8 protein-coding genes are annotated in these 21120 nt (G+C 58.5%); all 8 read right to left on the reverse strand.

Features of this window, described 5'->3' with window-relative positions; translation table 11 throughout:
* Window positions 1-9: 9 nt before the first annotated feature.
* From COMA1_RS13845 to COMA1_RS13880, 8 genes are read right to left on the reverse strand one after another with little or no spacing between them, the layout of a single operon-like run.
* Window positions 10-7881, reverse strand: a complete 7872-nt coding sequence (locus tag COMA1_RS13845; protein ID WP_090749502.1) for a non-ribosomal peptide synthetase — start codon at window positions 7879-7881, stop codon at window positions 10-12.
* Between the two features lie 8 nt (window positions 7882-7889).
* A complete protein-coding gene (locus tag COMA1_RS13850) occupies window positions 7890-14450 on the reverse strand; it encodes a non-ribosomal peptide synthetase (protein WP_176698062.1) in 6561 nt (2186 codons plus the stop codon).
* Window positions 14447-15478, reverse strand: coding sequence for a TauD/TfdA family dioxygenase (locus COMA1_RS13855; protein ID WP_218055391.1), 1032 nt, complete (start codon window positions 15476-15478; stop codon window positions 14447-14449). The genes COMA1_RS13850 and COMA1_RS13855 overlap by 4 nt, the downstream gene beginning before the upstream one ends.
* The gene (locus tag COMA1_RS13860) at window positions 15462-16280 is read right to left on the reverse strand and encodes a 4'-phosphopantetheinyl transferase family protein (RefSeq protein ID WP_090749506.1); all 819 of its coding nucleotides are present in this window, start codon (window positions 16278-16280) and stop codon (window positions 15462-15464) included. Before COMA1_RS13860 ends, COMA1_RS13855 begins: the two co-directional genes overlap by 17 nt.
* Complete coding sequence (locus tag COMA1_RS13865; RefSeq protein WP_342672697.1) at window positions 16277-17083, reverse strand: thioesterase II family protein; 807 nt, start codon at window positions 17081-17083, stop codon at window positions 16277-16279. The genes COMA1_RS13860 and COMA1_RS13865 overlap by 4 nt, the downstream gene beginning before the upstream one ends.
* Window positions 17035-17277: an MbtH family protein gene (locus COMA1_RS13870; protein WP_090749510.1), complete on the reverse strand. Its 243-nt coding sequence runs from the start codon at window positions 17275-17277 to the stop codon at window positions 17035-17037. The genes COMA1_RS13865 and COMA1_RS13870 overlap by 49 nt, the downstream gene beginning before the upstream one ends.
* Complete coding sequence (locus tag COMA1_RS13875) at window positions 17258-19708, reverse strand: penicillin acylase family protein (RefSeq protein ID WP_090749512.1); 2451 nt, start codon at window positions 19706-19708, stop codon at window positions 17258-17260. Before COMA1_RS13875 ends, COMA1_RS13870 begins: the two co-directional genes overlap by 20 nt.
* Window positions 19708-21111 carry an aspartate aminotransferase family protein gene (locus tag COMA1_RS13880; RefSeq protein WP_090749514.1) on the reverse strand — a complete coding sequence of 468 codons (1404 nt, stop codon included), beginning with the start codon at window positions 21109-21111 and terminating at the stop codon, window positions 19708-19710. Before COMA1_RS13880 ends, COMA1_RS13875 begins: the two co-directional genes overlap by 1 nt.
* Window positions 21112-21120: the final 9 nt, after the last annotated feature.

The raw sequence follows: 21120 nt of genomic DNA on the forward strand, positions 1-21120 counted from the left end.
CCAAGTACATTAGTTCATTTGTTCCAAGATCGCGTCCAGCGCGTCTTGCTCCAGTTCCACATTCGGAAAATCCGACGGTGTGTACCCGCCGGCGTCGGCAGACAAACAATGGGCGATCAACGTCTGCAGGGCTTTGAGGTACGCCGCCGCGAGAGACCTGATCGTGCCGGGACGGTAGCGCTCGCGACTGTATGTCCACATGACTTCCAGGCATCCGTTCACGACCGACGCATTGATATCGAGTTCGTATTCCATGGGATTGTCCGGATCATGCTCCTTGCCGACCGATTCGGAGGACAGAACGAAGGGCGACTCGTCCGTGGCGACGGCGTCGAACTGTCCGAGGTAGTTGAAACTCACCGGAACCCCTGCCTCGGTATGATCCTTGGCGGCCCCGAGACCATCCTTCGTCAAATACCGAGCGATGCCGTAGCCGATACCGCGGCTCGGAATCCGCCGCAGTTGTTCCTTCACAGTCTTGAGTGATTCTCCGGGAGATAGGGAAGGCGTCGCATCTAACGTGACGGGAAATACACAGGTGAACCATCCGACCGTGCGTGAGACATCCAGATCAGGGAACAGATCCTCTCGCCCATGCCCTTCCAGATCGATCGTCACCCGATCAAGACCGGTCCACTTGCCGAGGGTCTGCGCCAATGCCGTCAACAGCACATCATTGATCTGAGTTGCGTATGCGGCAGATACTCGATGTAACAACGCTTCCGTGTTCTCTTCGTCCAATGACAGGGTCAGTGTCTCTGCCGCCGCCTCTCGATCGCTGCCGGTTGGATTATCGACAGGCAACGCGATTGATTCTCGCTCTTGCACCGTCAGCCAAACGGCGGAAGACGAATCCTTCATCACTTCCGCTTCGGCATATCGCTGTAACCGTTCGGCCCACTGGCGGAACGAAGTCGTTTTAGGTGGTAGTTGTACCAGCCGGTTTTCAACCGCCTGCCGGTATACAGTTTGCAAATCCTCTAAGAGGATTCTCCAGGAAACCCCGTCCACCGCCAGATGATGCAGCACAATCAGCAGTCGATCAGGCAAACCTTTCCCCATTTCGAACCAGACTACCTGCAAGAGCGGCCCTTCCGAGATGTTCAAACTCCCTTGCCACCGCGTGGCCTGCGCTTCGAACGATGCCTGGCGTTCCGGATCGGATAGCGCCGCCAAATTCACCCGATGAACGAATGGGCCCGACGGAATCGGCGCATGCAATTGACGCCACCCCTCGTCCGTCTGTACGAATCGAAGCCGCAGCGCGTCATGATTGGCGATGAGCGCCGCCACAGCGGTCTCCAAAGCGGACTCCACGATCGGCTCTTTCGCTTCCAGCAGAACCGATTGATTCCAGTGATGTGGATTGACCAGCGGCAACTCGAAAAACGCGCATTGAATGGGTGTCAACGCCGCTTCACCAGTGATCGCTCCCTGCTCCGCCTCCAACGCGACCACCGCTTCTCGTCCGGCCACCGCCGCAAGCTCGGCCACCGTCTGGTGTTGGAAGATCTGACGGGGGCTCAGCATCAGCCCGATCTGTTTCGCTCGTGCAATCACTTGCAAACTCACGATAGAGTCGCCGCCAAGTTCAAAGAAGTTCTCCTGCGTGCCGACCTGCGGCAATCCCAACACTTCTTCCCAGATTTTCGCGAGTGCCGCCTCTGCCGGCGTGGCAGGAGGCCGGTAGGAATGTTCCGTCTGTCCCCCCATGTCAGGCGCGGGTAGTGCGCGACGGTCAATTTTTCCGTTCGAGCTCCGTGGTAATGCATTCAGAACAACGATGGAACTCGGAACCATATAGTCCGGCAACGCGTCTTGCAGCCGACACCGCACTTCCTGAACATCAAACGTTTCCGGAGCATCGGGCGTCACGTAGGCCACCAACCGTCGCTGCCCAGGCTGGTCTTCACGGGCCATCACCACGGCTTCCAGAATCCCTGGTTGCTCCAGCAGTCTGGCCTCGATTTCGCCCGGCTCGATGCGATAACCATGGATCTTTATCTGGTGATCCGTGCGCCCAACAAACTCGATGGTGCCGTCCGTCCGATAGCGAGCAAGGTCACCTGTGCGATACAGTCGTGCTCCGGCGTCCGGCCCAAAGGGATCCGGCACGAAGGCCGCCGCAGTCCGCTCGGGATCACGGAGATAGCCGCGGCCCACTCCTGTTCCTCCGATACAGAGTTCACCGGCTGTGCCGATGGGCACGGGAGTCAAATGGCGATTCAAAATGTAGAGGCGCAGACCCGGGATAGGTCGGCCGATCGGCACCGAACGATCCGGATCATCCGGAGAGCGACGCATCACATGGGTGGCCACGTCATCCGAACATTCGGCAGGACCATACGCATTCATAAGTGGAATAGCCGGGTAACGCGCAAACCATCGACGACAGAGGGACGACGGCAAGGCCTCGCCCGTCGGCAATACCCACCGCAGCTTGGACAGAGCGGGTACGCGGCTCTCGACGGCCAGAAGCCCCTGCAGCACCGCTGGAACCGGCTCAACGATAGTGATGCCGGCCTCGTCCAAATGGTGCAACAGTGCCGTTGGATCATGGGCCACATCGTCCGGAACGATGTGCACCGTCGCCCCGCACAACAGGGCCGCGAGAAACTGCCAGACGGAAATATCGAAACATTGTGAGGCGGTCTGCGCGACGACATCGCCGGTTGTCATGTTCAGACTATCGAGCTTGGACAGGATATTGTTCAGCATGCCGTTCTGCTCGACCATTACACCTTTTGGTGCGCCGGTCGAACCGGATGTATAGATCAGATAGGCCAAACGTCCTGGCGGATGGATCGGTTGGGGTCCGACGGGATCGATGTGCTGCTCCGTCACCTGTTCGATGATCAATACCCGCGGCTGCTTGTCAGGGGGAAGTATGCGCAATACGTCTGCAGCTCGAGCTTCCCATTCCCGCGTCACCAACAAAACGCAGGGGCGACTCAGCGCCATAATCTGCGCCATACGCTGTTGAGGATGCCGAGGATCCAACGGCAGATAGGCTCCGCCCGCTTCCAAGACGCCGAGCATCATCGCCAGCAGTTCGGGGCTCCGTTCTCCAAGCACAGCGACGACCGAGTCCGGACCGACTCCAGCTTCCGCTAACGCATCCGCCGTCTTGCTCGTCCGTCGATGAAGCTCCCGATAGGTCCAACTCCGCGCCCGACACACGACCGCCGGTGATTCGGGCGTGCGTTCCACCTGCTCCGTGAACCGTGTGACATAGTCAGGCGTCAAATGGGGACCAGGAACATTGTTCCACTCGACAAGTTGCCGATGACGCTCGCTTTCCGGCATGGAAAAGGTATCGTGTAGTCGTCTTTCCGGCTTGGCGACCATGGAGGCCAGAATGTTCAGAAAGCCGTCCGCGAACCGCCGAACCGTGCTCTCGTCGAAAAGGTCCCGGTTGTACTCGAATGACCCAGACAGCCTGTCGGTCTCAACCACCATGTCCAGCGACAAGTCGAACAGCGCCGTGCCCGGATCGATCTCGATGTTTTCCACCTGCAGTCCCGGTGTCTCCATTGATTGTTCCGCCGGCGTCTGCAAGGTGAACATGACTTGAAAGAGCGGAGAATGGCTCAAGTTTCGTTCCGGTTGAAGGGCCTCCACCAGATGCTCGAAGGGGAGATCTTGATGCGTCTGGGCGCCCAGGACTTCATGTCTCACCCGATCCAACAGATCAATCCAGCGCGGGTTGTCCGGAATATCCGTTCGCAACACCAGCGTATTGACGAACAATCCGATGATCTCTTCCACTTCGACCCGGAGCCGGTTTGCGACAGGGCTGCCGACCAGAATGCTGGTCCGGCCGCTGTAATGGTGGAGCAACGCCGTGAAGGCTGTGAGCAGCGTCATGTACAACGTGAGACTGTGCCGACGGCTGAAGGCCGTCGTTTCCATCAGTAACTCCTTGGGCACGATAAACTCGCAGCATGCGCCACGATAGGTCTGCACGGTCGGACGAGGCCGATCGGTCGGCAACTCCAATGAAGCCGGCGCATCTCCCAAACGGTCCTTCCAATAGGCAAGCTGATTCTCCAGAACAGCCCCCTGCATCCAGTCGCGCTGCCAGACTGCATAGTCGGCGTACTGTATGGGCAACGGAGGCAACGCGGCCGGTTGCCCTGAAAGACCGGCCTGGTAGTACGTCACCAATTCCCTAATCAAGACGTCCATCGCCCAACCGTCGGAGACGATGTGATGCAGGGTTATCAGCAGCACATACTCTTCTTCCTCCACGCGCCAGGCTCGCGCGCGTACCAGCGGGTCACGGGTCAGGTCGAAAATCCGCTGTACCTCGAATTCGCTCTGCTTGATCAACTCTGCCTGCTGCTTTTCCGCGGGGATCCCGCGAAGATCGACCAAGGGAATGTCGATCATCACAGACGGCAGCACGACCTGCGTCGGTTGCCCGTCGATTTCCTGGAATAGAGTCCGCAATGCTTCGTGCCTTTCGATCACCTGATTGAGACCGGTCGTCAAGAGATTCAGATCCAACTTGCCCCGCAGGCGGAACCCTGCGGGTAAATTGTAGAAGGGGCTGTCCGGCTCCAACTGCGCAAGAAACCAGAGACGCTGTTGGGCGAAGGACGCGGGCAGCGGACCGGTGCGGGCCACCGGTACCAACTGTGGCGCCTGAACTACCGCGCCGTTTTCCCTGGCGCGATCCACAGCTGCGGCCAGAGCCGAGATGGTGGTGGATTCGAACACGGTCCGCAGCGAAAGCTCGACGTGGAATGTGCCGCGGAGCCTTGACATGATCTGCGTCGCCAGCAACGAATGCCCTCCCAACTCGAAGAAATCATCGTGAACACCGACCCGCTCGACCCCCAACACGTCGGACCAGATGCCTGCCAGAATTTCCTCTGTCGCCGTGCGCGGCGCCGCATAGGACCTGGCGAACTGATCGCCTAGATCCCATGCCGCCAGAGCGAGGCGATCGATCTTACCGTTCGGCGTGCGCGGCAGCACGGGCAAGGGCACAAACGCCGTCGGCACCATGTACTCAGGAAGTTGCGTCTGCAACAGCTCACGCACTGCCGGCACGTCCAGGCCTCTCTCCTCGTGTCCGACGAGAAAGGCTGCCAATCGTTTTTCGCCCCGCGCGTCCGTATGCAGCAGCACGGCGGCTTCGCGGATGAGCGGACTCGACAATAGATGTGTTTCGATCTCGCCCAATTCGATCCGAAACCCGCGCAGCTTGATCTGTTGATCGATACGTCCGACGAATTCGATGGCACCGTCCCGCCGATAGCGGGCCAGATCACCGGTCTGATACATCCGCGCGCCCGGTTTGGACCCAAACCAGTCCGGCAAAAACACTTCGGCGGTGCGAGCCGGATCTTGCAAATAGCCACGGCCCACGCCGACTCCCGCTACATATAGTTCCCCGGCAACCCCTGGCGGTACCGGCTCCAGCCAAGCGTTCAGAACATGCAGCCGAATTCCTTCGATCGGACGGCCGATCGGCATGTTCGTCTGGTCGGTAGCAGGTGGCTCATGAATAGGATGAACGGCCACGTCGTCCGCACATTCCGCCGGTCCATAGGCATTCAACAGCGGGATTGCTGGATAGCGGGCCAGCCATTGTCGACATACCGGTGGCGGCAGGGCTTCTCCGGTCGGCAAGACCCATCTGAGCTTTTGCAGCCGTGGCACGGCACCGGATTCCGTTTCCGATGCGACATCCAACAGTCCTTGAAGAAGAGCCGGTACGGTTTCGAGAATGGTGATCTCCATTCGTTCAAGATGCGAGAGTAGAAGAAAAGGGTCGCGCGACATCTCATCGGGAACAATGCTGGTTCTGGCACCACACGTCATCGCCGTGAGGAACTGCCAGACAGAGATGTCAAAACATTGTGAAGCGGTCTGCGCAATCACGTCGGATGGTGCCAGCGCTAACCCCGATACCTTGCTCCGAATATTGTTGAGCATGCCGCGTCTCGTGACCATCGCCCCCTTCGGCACACCCGTGGAACCCGACGTATAGATGACGTAAGCCAGATGATCGGGGAGTCCACGATCGCCGGGATTATCTTCGCGGCCGGCTTCATCGAGAATCCGTTCGATCGGCATGATCCGCGGGCGTACAGCCTCGTCGATCGGCTCAACCGCTTCCCGCAGTCGTGCGAGATAATTCCGCGACGTGACAACGACCGGGGAGCGGCTCAGCGTGAGAATCTGCGTCAGTCGCAACACGGGATGATGGGGATCAAGCGGCAGATAGGCTCCACCTGCCTTGAATACTCCGATCATCATCGTCAACAGGTCGATGCTGCGATCATCCAGCAGCGCCACGACAGTGTCCGGTTGCACACCCACTTCAAGCAGTGCATGTGCGACACGATTGGCCCGCCGATTTAACTCGCCATAGGTAGCCCTCCTGTCCAGACATTCGACCGCCACTGCGTCCGGATTGTGCTGGACCTGCCGCTCAAACAGCCGCAGCAGGCTCTCCAACTCCTCCACACCGGCGGAATTCATGTGAGGATTCCATTTCGTCAGCAGTTGCCGCCGCTCGTCCTGCTTGAGTGGCGATAAGTCGGCGAGCCGTGCAGTCGGCCGTTCAGCCATCGCTTCGAGCAACACTTTGAGATGCCGGATCATACGTTCCGTCGTGTCGGCATCGAATAGCCGTTTGTCGTAAGAGATCTTGAGTCCCAATTCTTTGCCCGGCCATCCCATGACGGTCAGTGGATAGTTCGTGTGGACTCGATACTGTTCCTCTTCGCCCTTGAAAATGATCCGCCCCTCATAGAGCTCTCGATCCACCGGGGCGTTCTCAAACACGAACAGACTGTGGAACAATGCCTCTCCGCGCGGGATCTCACTACACCGCTGCATCTGGACGAGCGGAGCATAGTCGTACTGCCGCACTCGGACGTTCTCGGCCAGCAAATCTTTGAGCCAGTCCATCAGGAGACGGTCCGGTTGTATGGAAATTCGAAGCGGCAGGGTGTTGATGAATAGGCCCAGGATAGACTCGACTCCGGACAACTCGGTGGGTCGACCGGCAACCGTCACGCCGAACAGGACCTCCCGTTCACTGCTATAGTAACTGAGCAAGAGCGCCCAAGCGCCCTGAAAGAACGTATTCACCGTTAAACGATGCCGCTGTGCCAGATCCGTCAACATGGCCGATGTCTCGGCGCTCAGGTATAAACAGTGATCGGCTGCGTCTTCATTCTGGTCGGCAAGGCCTTCGGGCAATCGGTCGTACGGCAACGGTGTGGGCGTGGGAAATTCTTTGAGGTACCCACGCCAGAACGATTCCGCCGCCTTGATATCTTGTCTCTGCAACCAGGCGATGTAGTCGCGATAGGGGCGAGGTTTCTCCCACGTAAGCTGTTCGCCGCGCACGAGCGCCCCGTAATGACCGAGGAAATCCATCAAGAGGAGGGAAATACACCACTCATCGAGCAGGATATGATGGAAACTGTGTACGAACTGGTACCGGTCTTGCGCCAACCGGATCAGCCACAACCGCATGAGGGGTGCCTTGGCAAAATCAAATCCCTCGCGGAGTTCGGTGTCCAGTTCGGCGTCCAGCCGCATGATCTGTTCTCCACGTGTCTGCCCTCTCCAATCCAGCGACACGAGCGGAACGTCCACCTGCTTGTGCACCGCCTGTAAGGGACGTTTCTGACTTTTCCAGACGAAAGAGGTTCGCAGCACCGGATGCCGGTCGAATACCAGATCCCACGCGCGTACGAATGCCTCATAGTTCAAGTCACCCTCCAGCAAGTACCGGTTCTGCATCAGATAAATCCCAGTGCCGGGATTCATCAGTGTATGGAACAGCATTCCCTCCTGCATCGGCGAGAGCGGATAAATGGATTCGATATGATCAGGAATCTCGGGCTTTGCCACTCCGTCTCCTATTTCAATTCTTCCAGCAAATTGCTCATGTCCTCGTCGGACAACTCGATGTCCACGCGCGTTCCTACTTCCGTTTCCTCCGTTTGCGATGTTTCTTCGGCGACCACCTCGATCGGTACCGCAACCGCAGCAGCGGCCGCGACCGTGGGATGCTCGAATAATTGTTTTGGCGTCAATTTCACGCCCCGCTGATGGGCACGGGCCAATACTTGAAGGGTATTAATGGAATCACCGCCGAGTTCGAAGAAATTGTCGAGTCGACCCACTCGGGGCTGGCCGAGCACCTCGGCCCAGATGGCAGCCAGGATGTGCTCCGACTCCGTCACCGGCTCTTCATAGGACTGCGTCCGACTAGTCTCCGTATCCGGCAACGGCAGCGCCTTGCGATCGACTTTGCCGTGGGGCGTCAGCGGCAGAGCTTCCAGCGTTACCACAAGGTCGGGGACGAAGGCTTCCGGCAGCCGTACCGCCACCCATTGCCGGATCATCTCACCTGTAACGTCATGACCCATTCGGGGAACCACGTAGCCGACCAAACGTTTGCTCCCGGCTGCCGTGTCCTGATCCACCACAACTGCCTCGTGCACCGTTGGATGCTGAAGCAAGCAGCTTTCGATCTCGCCCAGTTCGATGCGTACTCCTCTGATCTTCACCTGATGATCCAATCGACCCAGATATTCGATGGCGCCGTCCGCCCGATATCTTGCGAGATCGCCCGTCCTGTACAAGCGTCGACCCGGCTCTGCGCTGAATGGATCCGGGACAAATTTCTCTGCCGTCAGCGCCGGTCGCTTATGATAGCCCCGCGCCACATTCACGCCGCCGATGTACAGCTCACCCGGGACACCGATCGGGACCGGCTCGTCTCGATGATCCACAAGATAGATCTGCGTATTAGCGATCGGCCGCCCGATCGGGACAGGATCGGCCGGAGCTTTCTGATCGCACGACCACACCGTGACGTCGATCGCGGCTTCCGTCGGCCCATAGAGATTGTGGAGCTCGACTCCCGGTAGCTTCGTCCAACACTGCTGCTGCACCGTCGCCGTCAGCGCTTCACCGCTGCAGATCACTCGCCGCAACGACCCGGCGCAGGCTTGCACACCCGGTGTTTCCAGAAATGCCTGCAACATCGGCGGCACGAAGTGCAGCGTCGTGATCTTCTGCTTGACGATCCGCTCTTTGAGCCGCAACCCGTCTTTGTGTTCATCCGGTTGGGCCAACACCAATTCCGCTCCCGTCATCAGGGGCCAGAACAACTCCCACACCGAAACGTCAAAACCAAACGGCGTTTTCTGCAACACACGGTCTGCCGGCGTCAGGCTGAAATATTCCTGCATCCATTGCAGCCGGTTGAGCAGTCCGCCGTGCGTGTTCCCCGCGCCTTTCGGCCGCCCCGTTGAGCCGGACGTATAGATCGTGTACGCCAGATGTTGGAGCCGTACCGGCGTTGGCGGGAGTACCGGTGTTTCAGCTACCGAAGCTGCGGCGTATAGTTCCAGATACAGGCCGGCGAACGGCGGAAGCTGTTCCCGCAGCGCCGGTTGCATCAGTAAGATCGGCGGAGCCGCATCGGCCAACATGTAGCCGATTCGATCGGCCGGATACCTGGGGTCGATCGGCACATAGGCGCCCCCTGCCTGCCAAATACCCAATAGACCGACGATTAATTCCAGAGACCGTTCGGTGCAGATCCCGACCAGTACATCGGGTCCCACCCCATGCCGGCGCAGTTCCGACGCCAATGCTTGGCTTCTGGTCCATAGTTCTCGATAACTCAGTGCCTGCTCGTCGAACCGCACTGCCGTCGCTTCCGGCGTGCGCATGACATTCTCGTAGATCAGTTCCGGCACCGTTGCGTCCATCGAATATTTCTGCCGAGTGGCGTTCCACCCCTCCAAAACCAGCCGTCGTTCATCCGCCCTCAGCACCCCAATCGTTGAGAGACGTGTCTCAGATGGCTCGACCAACTGACTCAACACCATGTCCAGATGTTCGGCTATACGCCCCACTTGCTCTGGAGAGAACTGTTTCTGTTGATAGGAGAGGAGAAAACAGAGCGAATCACCCGGTACGACGTTGACGGTCAACGGATAATTGGTTTGCCCCTGCAAAGAGACATCGTGAGCGGTCAAGCCGGCGCCCCCATCATCCAGCGTTTGGTCGGTGGGATGATTATCGAAGACCAGCAGGCTGTTGAAGAGCCGGCCGCCACGCGGCATCTGACTCCAGCTCTGGATCTGAGCCAGGGAGGTGTGTTCGTATTGGCGTAACTCAGCATTCTGCTGCAGCAATCCTCGTAACCAGGTCTGCAAAATGGCATCTCGCGGCACGGCAACCCGAAGCGGCAGCGTGTTGATAAAGAGTCCGAGCATCGTCTCGATGCCGGGGACATCAGCCGATCTTCCTGATACCGTCGTGCCGAACAACACATCGTCTTCACCACTGTAACGGCTCAGCAACAATGCCCAAGCTCCCTGTACCAAGGTATTGACCGTGATGCGTTCCTTGGAAGCATAAGCCTGAAGAGCAGAGGTCCTGGCGGCGGAGATCGCCAGTCGATGTATGCCGTACCCGGTTGCCGGCTGTACATCATTCTGAGCAAGGTCCGTCGGAAGCGGTGTGGGAGCAGTCATGCCCGCGAGAGTCTTGCGCCAGTACTGTTCCGCCGCCGTCTGATCTTGAGAGAGTATCCATTCGACATAATCCCGATAGGGCTGCGACTGCGGCTTGCGCGGATCCGGGCCGCCTGTGGAGCAGGCGTAGCATGCGAACAGATCACTCAGAATAATGGGTAGGCACCAGCCGTCGAGTACGATGTGATGATGCGTCCAAATTAAGTAGCGTGCGTCATCCGCAATGCGGATCAATGCAAGGCGCATGAGCGGTGGGCGCGTGAGATCAAAGTCAGTCAGTCGATCTTCTTGGAGAAATTCCTGGAGTCGTTGGCGCTGCTCGGATTCGGGCAGGTCACGCCAATCCAGCTCGATAATGGGGGGTGCCTCGCCCGGCAACACAACCTGCATGGGGCTGTTGAGTTTCTGCCACATGAAGGCGGTACGAAGCGGCGTCGAACGGCCGATCACCATCCGCCAAGCATCGATAAACGCGGCATGGTCCAAATAGCCGCGAAGCAGGCAGCTCAGCTGTTCGATATAGATGCCGGACTGCGGTTCGTACAGGCTGTGAAACAAGAGTCCCTGCTGCAAGGGTGTGAGCGGATAGACGTCTTCAGCTTCGGCATACAATCGGCGCGCCGTTTCGAGCCGGACCGAATCAGTCGGTCTCTGCGCTCGTATGCCGGGCTTCGACTGAGAATCGCCCGTTTCAATTCTGTTGCCTGTCGCTTCTGCTAATTCGGCGACCGTCTGATGTTGGAACAGATCCCTCGGCGTCAGCGGCAGACCCTGCGCCTTCGCGCGGGAAATCACCTGCAAGCTGAGGATCGAATCTCCACCCAGCTCGAAGAAATTGTCATGGACACCCACGCGTTCCAGACCCAGCACCTCGGCCCAAACCGCCGCCAATTGCGATTCGGTCGGCGTGCGAGGTGCTGTCCATTCTCTGGCGGCTACCCGATCCGGTTGGGGCAAAGCCTCCCGATCGATCTTGCCGTTGACGCTACGAGGGAGCATCTCAAGTCTGACGATCGCAGAAGGGACCATCGGCTCAGGCAATTGCTCCCGCAGCGATCGGATGAGGATGTCCGAATCATACGAGGCCCCGTCGCGCGGCACCACATAGGCAACCAACCGTTTCTGCCCCGGATGGTCCTGGCGTACCACGGCGGCCGCTTCGCGGACATCTGGAAAAGCCTGTAGGCGCAGTTCAATTTCACCCAACTCAATGCGTACGCCACGGATTTTGACTTGATGGTCGCGACGTCCGATAAATTCCACCGTGCCGTCCGAACGATGACGAACCCGGTCGCCGGTTCGATATAGACGAGAGCCCAATTCACCTGAAAATGGATCCGGCACAAACGCCTCGGCGGTTTTGGCCGGATCATACAGATAGCCGCGGCCCACGCCCGCTCCCGCCACGCATAGTTCGCCCACGGCTCCGATCGGCACCGGTTCCAACCAGTCGTCCACCACATACAGACGGAGATTGACGATGGGTTTGCCGATCGGAGAATGGGCATAGGTGTCATCCGGGGGTACCGTAATCGTCGCCATTGCCACATCGTCTGCGCATTCAGCCGGCCCATAGGCGTTGATCAACGGCACATGCCGGTATCGCTCAAACCATCGGCGAACGAGGGCAGGCGGCAGCGTTTCGCCGGTGGGCAATACCCACCGCAACCGAGCCAACCTGGGCGCCTCGTTTCCGGTCGCGGCCGCGCTGTCGAGCATGCCTCGCAGCAACGCCGGCACTGTTTCGAGGACGGTCACTTCTTGTGTGTCGGCATAGCGGAGCAATTGCTCCGGATCGCGAGCCGTTTCGTCGGGCACGATGAGCGTGCGGGCCCCGCAGAGCAGCGCCGCCGTGAGCTGCCAGACTGAAATATCGAATCCCTGGGAGGCGGTCTGCGCGACGACATCGCTCGGACCCAACCGGAGCATGGAAACCTTGCTCCGAAGATGATTGATCAGACCGCCCTCCGTCACCATTGCTCCCTTCGGAATACCGGTCGATCCGCTCGTATAGATGACATAAGCCAGTTTCGAGGACGGCCAAGCCGTTCCATCACCAGAAGGAGCCGGATTTTCGGAGAGACAGGCTTCGACTGTGAGTATTCCCGGTCGACCAGCTTCAGGCAGTCTGGCGATCGCGTCATTTGTCCTGGAGGCCCAGGCTTCCGTCGTCAAGACCATCGAAGCCTGGCTCGTTTCGAGGATGGACGTCCACCGTGACGGCGGATGTCCGGGGTCGAGCGGCAAGTAGACTCCGCCGCGTTTCCATAGAGCGATCATGAGGGCCACATAGTTGATGCTCCGCTCGCCGAGTACCGCAACGATGGACTCACAACCGACCCCGGCGATCGAAAGCGCGCGAGCGATCCGATCAGCGCGATCGTTCAAGTCACGATAACTGAGAGCTTCCTCGCCACAGGAGACCGCCACCGCTTGTGGAGACCTCGCCACCTGCTCTTCGAAGAGGCGAGCTACCTGACCCTCCGTGGTTCCGGCGGCGGTGTCGTTCCATTCGGTCAGAATCTTCCGTCGCTCCTTCTCCGTCAGCATCGGGAGTTCATGAAGACGATCCTGTGGGTTGTCGACAATACCTTCCAAGAGTCGCTTCAGTTGGCTTGCCATCCTGGCTACGGTCACCTGATCAAAAAGATCCTGGTTGTACTCGAACGCGCAATCCAATCCGGTCTCGTCTTCCGTCATGTCGAGGGACAGATCGAACTTGGCGCCACCTGCATCCAACTCCATCGCTCTCACTTCCAACGATGTGATTGTCAGGCTTCTAGCCAGCGAGGTCTGCAGCGCAAACATCACCTGGAACAGCGGTGTATGACTGAGCGTGCGGACCGGCTGCAGCGCGTCCACCAGTTGCTCGAACGGCAAATCTTGGTGAGCCTGCGCGCCCAGGACCGTTTCCTGCACCCGCGCCAGCAGATCGGTGAACGTCGGATTGCCCGAAAGATTCGCCCGCAGCACGAGCGTATTGGCGAAGAAGCCGATCAACGTCTCCGTTTCCCGCTTCGGCCGGTTTGCGACCGGAGTGCCGAGACAAAAATCGTCGAGTCCGCTGTACCGCATCAGCAACACTTGAAAGGCGGCCAGGAGCGTCATGAACAGTGTCGCTCCCTGAGTGCGGCTCAACGTCTGCAGCCGGTCAACCAAGTCGCGTGACACTGAAAATGGAAAACGCGCGCCCCGGTCGCTCTGGATGACCTGGCGCGGGCGGTCCGACGGCAGGTCGAGCACCGGTAATTTCCCTTTCAATTTCTCTTTCCAATAGGCCAGCCGTTCCTCGATCACCGATCCCTGCAACCACCCGCCCTGCCAGACCGCGTAATCCGCGTATTGAATCGGTAACGGAGGCAGCGGTGACGGCAATCCTGCATCGAACGCCTCGTAAAGCGCTCCGAATTCCTGCGCGAGAATCTGCGACGACCACCCGTCGCAGACGATATGGTGCAACGTGAGAACCAATATGTGCTCTTGCGGTCTCAGTTTGAGCAGACGCACCCGCATCACGGGCCCGCTGCGAAGGTCGAACGGCCGCCGTGCCTCAGCCTGCGCCGCAGCGGCTGCCGAAGCCTCGCGCTGGGACGGCGACTTGAGACTAAAATCCACCACCGGTACATCGATCGGGCGATCCTCGGCGATGACTTGAACCAACTCTCCTTCTACTTCATCGAAAGTGGTTCGGAGGACTTCGTGCCTCCGAACGATTTCGTTGAGGCTCAATACCGTCGCTTCCCGGTTGAGAGCACCCCGTAGTCGTACCGCCAGCGCCGTGTTATACGAAGCGCTGTCCGGCTCCAGCTGGGAGAGAAACCATAATCGCTTCTGCGCGAAGCTCGCGGGGAAGACATCCACGTTCGTCGGACTCGCGGCCGGCGCAGTAGGACCGGTGAATGTGCCGGGATGTGTCGGCTTCACTGTCGCCCCTTGCTTGATTCGGCCATCGCCACCAAAATTTTTCTCGGTCCCTTGAACGGCGTGCGCCCATGCGCCGCCAGCATATTGTCCAGCATCAATACATCTCCTTCGTGCCACGGAAACTGGACCGCAAGACAGCGGTAGACATCACGGATTTCGTCCAACACCGTCGTTTCGATCGGCGTTCCGTCTCCGTAGAAAGCTTGCCGAGGGAGATCCTCTTCGTTGACAAAGGACAGCAGTGCATCTCTCACCGCCGGTTCTAGATTCGACACATGGAACAAATGCGCCTGATTGAACCAGACCATTTGCAGAGTCAGCGGATGAACGGCAACGGCTTGGCAAACCTGGCGTGTGCGTAACTCTCCATCGGCCTTCCATTCATACCCGATGCCGGCTGACCGGCAATATTGTTCAACGGCCCTGCGATCCATCGTGTTGAACACCTTGTTCCACGGTACGTCCAGTCCGTTCCCGTAGTTGCGCACGTACATCACACCCTTCTCGATGAACCGTTCCCTGATGCGAGCCGGAATGTGTTGCAACACCTCACGGCTGTCCGCGATCGGAGTGTAACCCCCTTCCGAGGACGACTGGGAGCAATAGAACCAGATTTTCATCGGCCATTCGGTGGTATAGGCTTGTTCATTGTGCAACGGAATGTGCTGATGCGGCGGGTATTCCGTCGACGTATACACCTGGTTATGCACCTGGGAGCGAGGCGTCGATCCGAACTCATAGGACGCCAAGTCCGGCGAGATCATCCGGACAAACGTGTCGAAGTCGGCCACTGATTCGATCGGAAACCCCCTGAACAACACACCACCGACGGTGGAAAGATAGCTACTAATCATCCGGCCGACGACGTCCCGGTATTCAACCAACGATCGCATGTCTACAGGACTGATCACGACAGGAAGCAGCGTGTCCTGCGACAAGTAGTTCACACGACAAGACACCTGACTGTTTGTCCCTCCGCAGGTTTCTTCTATGGAAATGGGTGCAGCATGGTTATGATTGGCGTGCATGATAGACCTCCCCTTCTCCGCAGCTCGTGTCTGACCCCGCCGCCAAGACCTCTGCTGAATCCCACCCCCATTGGAAACAACGGATCCTTGCAGCATGACCTTCTGTCACCAGTGCTCCCGCATACTCGGACCACAAGGGAAGGGTCAGCATGGCCCAGCGAGGATCTCTGATATCACCGTCTGCCGGAGTCGGAACCTGCGCCCCACACCGACCGGCCACCTCGATTTGATTCAACGGCAGGGTCAGACCGACTCCGACAGCCTTGATGTAGGCTTCCTTGAGCGTCCACCAGGAATAAAACGTATCGACCTGCGCCGGCCCGACCAAAGAAGACAATATTGCCTGCTCCCGTTTCGAGCAGGTGTACTCGGCCACGTCGTGCCACGACAATTCACGGTCGCGCCATTCAACATCGATACCGACCTCTCGATCGCGAGCGAAAGCACAGAGCACAAGAGCCCGCGCATGTGAAAGGTTGAAATGCATCGTTTCATTCTCCGACCGCAAACACGGCTTGCCGTGGCACCCGATCATGAATTGGATTGACGCCGGCGAACGGCCGAGATACCGCCCAAGCAAAATCCTCAGCAGGCCGTGCGCGTGCACGTACCGTCGACGATCTTCCTCAAACGCAAAGCGCGATGCGCGAGTCCGCTCTTCTTCGCTGAGCAACTCGTACAGAACGGATTCCGGCCATCGTTCCCGCAAGTCGGCGCACCAGACATGTACGTCTCCGTCCATGAGAGACGCCGGCGTCGGCCTCGTCGAATTATCGGGCCGTTCTGCAGTTATGGCGTTCATCGTACACTCCCGTGGACCGCCAACTCAGAGAACAACGTTTGGAGCATGGTCTCTTGTGCACTCCTCAGGAAAAAGTGGTCTCCTTGAAACAGCCACAACTGAAATCGCTGGTCGGTATACTGCCGCCAAGCCCGCAACATCAGACTATCCACAAGTTGATCGCTCATTCCTCCAAAAGCCGTGATGGGACAGGTCAGCGGAGGCTCCTCTTTGTAGAGGTATCGATCACGAAGCGAGAAGTCCGCACGAAGCGCGGGAAGCATCAATTGCATCAGTTCCGGATGGTTGAGAACTTCAGGCGGGGTGCCGTTGAACCCATACAATCGTTCAAGGAATTCGTCGTCGGGCAGGTCACAGATCCGTTCTGAACCAGGAAGATGAGGAGCCGGACAACCGGACACGAAAAGATGACGTGGCTGGACTCCCACACTCCGGCGCAACTCGCGCGCCAGTTCGAAACTCACCAACGCCCCGATGCTATGACCCATAAAAGCGAAGGGCCGCTCCAGGTAGGGCTCCAATTCCTCGCGCAACGTCTTTACCAGCTGTCTGATATCACCGACAGGCGACTCGGTGATTCTGGCCTCTCGTCCCGGAAGTTGAACGGCACAGACTTCAATATCCGGTAAGGATTCACTGCCGGCCCAGCTTCGGAACATAGAAGCTCCTGCTCCTGCATATGGGAAGCAGATCAATCGCAACCCGGATTCGACCGACCGATGAGTCACGATCCATCGAGACGAACGTGAGACCGTCAGCATGAGGGCGTCGCCTTCTCTGCCTTGGCTTGTTCCTCCATCCATTTCCTCAAACTCAACGGACGCATGTCGGTCCATACTTTCGCGATATGGGCCAGACATTCGGCCTTGAGTCCAGTTTTCCCCTCGTCTCTCCATCCAAGCGGATTCTCACGATATGATGGCCAGATCGAGTATTGCTCCTCATGATTCACGACGACCTTATACACGGTTGTGTCTTCACGCTCTTCGCTGTTCATCATTCCTCCTCTTGTTTGTAGCGTTCGCCCAGTATTGGTTGTGCTCACGCGCCCTCTGTGCCGTTCGTGCAGGACGAACCAGCGTCAAAGTATGGACCGGCGTTCCGGCCAAGAATGGGAGCGCTATCCCATGACTCCAGTACGGATGCTGATCACGATAGTGCGGTGAAAATGGATGCCCGGACTGTCCACCCGGCATATGCTGAATGCCTTCGTCCTGATGGCCTGGAGACACCACGAGCCTTTGGCTCGCTCCGAGACCATCTTCCATCACCCGAACACATTGTCCGCATCCGGATGCAGGTTCATTCGGCATATTGAGGAGATAACCCAGTCCCGGAAGTACTCCGCTCAAGGGATGCTCTATCCGCACACGATTCAAATGCCCCCACATCATCTCGGTCAGGGAGACGGCGCCATACTCCGCTTCCACTTCCCGAACCGTCTGCTCTACCGCGTTCAAGAGAAACACCGACCATGTGGAATAGTGTTCAGGATCGGGGTTGAGCTCAGGGATCTGCGTCGTGAGAAGCTGGCGTAATGGAGTATCGAGATCACCGTCATAGCTGAACCGTGCGTCTCGCTCCTGACATGAGGACAAGAAAGGAACAAACACGGAGCGCGAGAGCATCTGGCGAAAACGGATCACCAGTGCAAAACCCCGGCTCTCGGCGTCGGCTTTCCCATTCCATCCCCGGAGCGCTTGTCGCGCGTTGACGAGCGACGTCTTGCCTTGAACGACTGCCTCCGTTAACGCCTCCAATGCCAGCCGCCGATAAAACTCGTAGAGCTGGGTCGTCGAATCTAATTGCAATTCAAACAGGTCGTTCTCGTGAATATTCTCCATCGCTCCGAGGCGCTGCGAGATTCTGAATGCGCGATATCCGTTGGCAAACGAATGTCCGACGACATACGGGGAGGTGGGAGCCAACATGCGATGGTTGGCACTGACGAGGAACCCCGACGGGGGATCGATAATTCTCGGTATCGCGCCCGGAGACACATACCCTGACCAACCCATACGGCCGTCCGCCCAGGACACACTGACCGAACCGTCAAACCCACGGCGCAGAGGAATCTTGCCGGTATACGTCCAGGCGATATGGCCGGCACGGTCGGTGAGAATGACGTTGTTTGCCGGCCCGCCGGCACGAGTCATGACTGTGATGGCCTCGTCCACCGACCGGACTCGATCCATCGCGAGTTGACCGAGATCAACCGCGTCGGGATCGAGGGCGGTCCAGCGAATAGCCACCGGCCCACTCAAGAGATCATCCTGTGAGACTGGTCCCCAAATCGTCTCTCGAACCTCTGCCACGAAATCCTGGACATCCTTTACCTTGATGACTTCCCGTCTCGTCGTGAACCGAGTCCAACCTTTCGGGGTCCTGTATTCATTGGTATTGGCGGGATTGATCTCCAGCCGTACGAGGTCTAGAAAATCTCCTTCGACATTCGTCACACCCCACGCGACAAGACCGTTCGTACCGGCGACAACAATCGGAATGCCTGGCACCGCAACGCCGGTCAGATCGACCTCTTCGTATCGGAGCTGGGTACGGTACCAGATGTTGGGAACGGTCAGATCCAGATGCATATCATTCGCGAGAATGGATCGGCCGTCGGCCGTTTTAACGCCCCGTACCGCCCATGCATTTGAGCCCAATCCGCTTTTGCCGAATCGAACCAGGCTCATCTTGCGCGCCTCCATCTGAGCCAAAGACTTCCGCAGGGGAGCCAAGCCTTGGACTGGAATCGCCGAGGAAGAGCGAGCAGGCCTACCCAACAAGGCATCCGTATAGGGATCCGTCTCCGGAACGAGAAACGCAACGACCTCGGAAGGCAATGTCTCCGTCATCACGGTCTTCATGCGCTCCTCTTCGTCGGTTCCGCTCAGCACATGAAACATTTCCAGGAGGACGAGCAGACTGTCTTCGGCCTTCCAGGGATCGGGCTCATACCCAAGCAGCAGAAATTCGAATGGAAGTGTGCTCTTGTGAAGGAGATAGTCGTTCACACCTTCGGCATAGGCATCGAGCACCTCTCGCTGATCGACGGGCAACCGTGCGGCAATGGCCCTCGCTGTGCTGTTGAGTCCGAACGTCCGCCGCCTGAGATCGTTGTCGCGCGCAGCCTCCCCGAAAATCTCGGCGAGCCGGCCGGCCGCGCTTCGCCGCAGACAATCCATTTGAAACAGCCGATCTTGCGCGGTGATATAGCCCAAGGCACGGATCGCGTCCGTTCGTGATCCGGCCGCAATGGTCGGAATACCATAGACATCCCGGGTGACAACGACCGGCTCTTGCAGGGAACTCACTTCCGACCTCCCGTCCAAGATCGGCAGCGAGGCGCGAAGGTTCATCACCGCATAGCCCATGCCGCATACCAAGACGAGTACAGCAACAATCACGACACGAACGATCCTGTTCATCAGTGGGCACCTTGCTCCGCTGTTCGAGCCGCCTCATAGAAAATGGAGGCGATCGTGTCGATCTCTTGCTCCGTCACAATCAGCGGCGACAAGAACCGCACCACGCATCCATTGCGTCCTCCCAGTTCGAGGATCAAACCACGACTGAGCGCCTGCGCCTGGATCTTCCGCGCAAGCTCAGGAGCCGCGGGATAAACGCCTCTGGCATCCGGACGCCCGTTGGTATCGACGATCTCAACCCCGAGCATCAATCCACGGCCACGTACGTCGCCGAAACTGTGCAAAGACGCCTGAGCCTGACGCAGATGTGACAGGAGGCGCTCTCCCATGATCTGCGCGTGCTGATCGAGTCGATGGGTCCTGACGAACTCTATCGTCGCGGCTCCTGCCGCCATGGCCATCTGATTGCCGCGAAAGGTGCCGGCATGCGCTCCCGGTTGCCATTGATCCAGCTCAGCTCGGTACACGACCACACTCAACGGCAATCCACCACCGATCGCCTTCGACAAGACCACCGCATCGGGAATGATCCCGGCCCGTTCGAACGCAAATAGTGACCCGGTTCGTCCCAATCCGGTCTGAATCTCATCTATGATCAACGGGATGTTGCGATCTTTGGTGATACGACGAATGTCCCGGAGCCAGGCATCCGGTGAAGGAATCACCCCCCCCTCTCCCTGAACGACTTCCAGAATGACAGCCGCCGGTGAGACGACTCCGCTGTTAGGATCGTCGAGCAACCGCTCGATATAGGTACTGGAGAGACGATGGCCCTCCTCGCCGCCCACACCGAACGGGCAACGATATTCGTACGGGTATGGAAGGAACTGGACATCCGGCATCAGACCGCTGACGGCGGCTTTCGGTGCGAGATGACCGGTAAGCGCCATCCCTCCGTGCGTCATCCCGTGGTATGCGCCGTGAAACGAGAGAATCGTTCGACGCCCAGTCGCCGTCTTCACCAGCTTGACGGCAGCCTCCACTGCGTCGGCTCCGGAGGGACCGCAGAACTGGATCCGCGCCTCTTCCGCGAACGCTTTCGGCAATGCACCGAACAGCGCATCGACAAAGCGATCCTTCACCGGCGTGGTCAGATCGAGCGTCTGAAAGGGAACGCCTTCCTCCAACAGCTGTTGGATGGCCTCCAGGACGACCGGATGATTGTGTCCCAACGTCAACGCGCCGGCACCGGCGAGACAATCGATGTAGGTTCGCCCTTCGGTATCCTGCACATAGATGCCTTTGGCTTTGCTGAGCGCCAAGGGTAACCGTCTCGGATAACTACGGGCATTCGACTCACGCTCTGCCTGTCGATTCAAATATGGATTGTGGTCTCTGTCCCCCACGACCGAATGCGGCTTCGTCGAGAACATCTTCCTCATCTCATCCACATGGACAGCCATCTTGCGCTC

It is taken from the genome of Candidatus Nitrospira nitrosa, assembly GCF_001458735.1.
Classification (GTDB): Bacteria; Nitrospirota; Nitrospiria; order Nitrospirales; family Nitrospiraceae; genus Nitrospira_D; species Nitrospira_D nitrosa.

Coding starts and splice junctions, on each gene's coding strand:
- COMA1_RS13855 (WP_218055391.1), bottom strand. CDS start 15,478: ATGCACGCCAATCATAACCATGCTGCACCCATTTCCATAGAAGAAACC.
- COMA1_RS13860 (WP_090749506.1), bottom strand. CDS start 16,280: ATGAACGCCATAACTGCAGAACGGCCCGATAATTCGACGAGGCCGACG.
- COMA1_RS13865 (WP_342672697.1), bottom strand. CDS start 17,083: ATGGATGGAGGAACAAGCCAAGGCAGAGAAGGCGACGCCCTCATGCTG.
- COMA1_RS13870 (WP_090749510.1), bottom strand. CDS start 17,277: ATGAACAGCGAAGAGCGTGAAGACACAACCGTGTATAAGGTCGTCGTG.
- COMA1_RS13875 (WP_090749512.1), bottom strand. CDS start 19,708: ATGAACAGGATCGTTCGTGTCGTGATTGTTGCTGTACTCGTCTTGGTA.
- COMA1_RS13880 (WP_090749514.1), bottom strand. CDS start 21,111: ATGGCTGTCCATGTGGATGAGATGAGGAAGATGTTCTCGACGAAGCCG.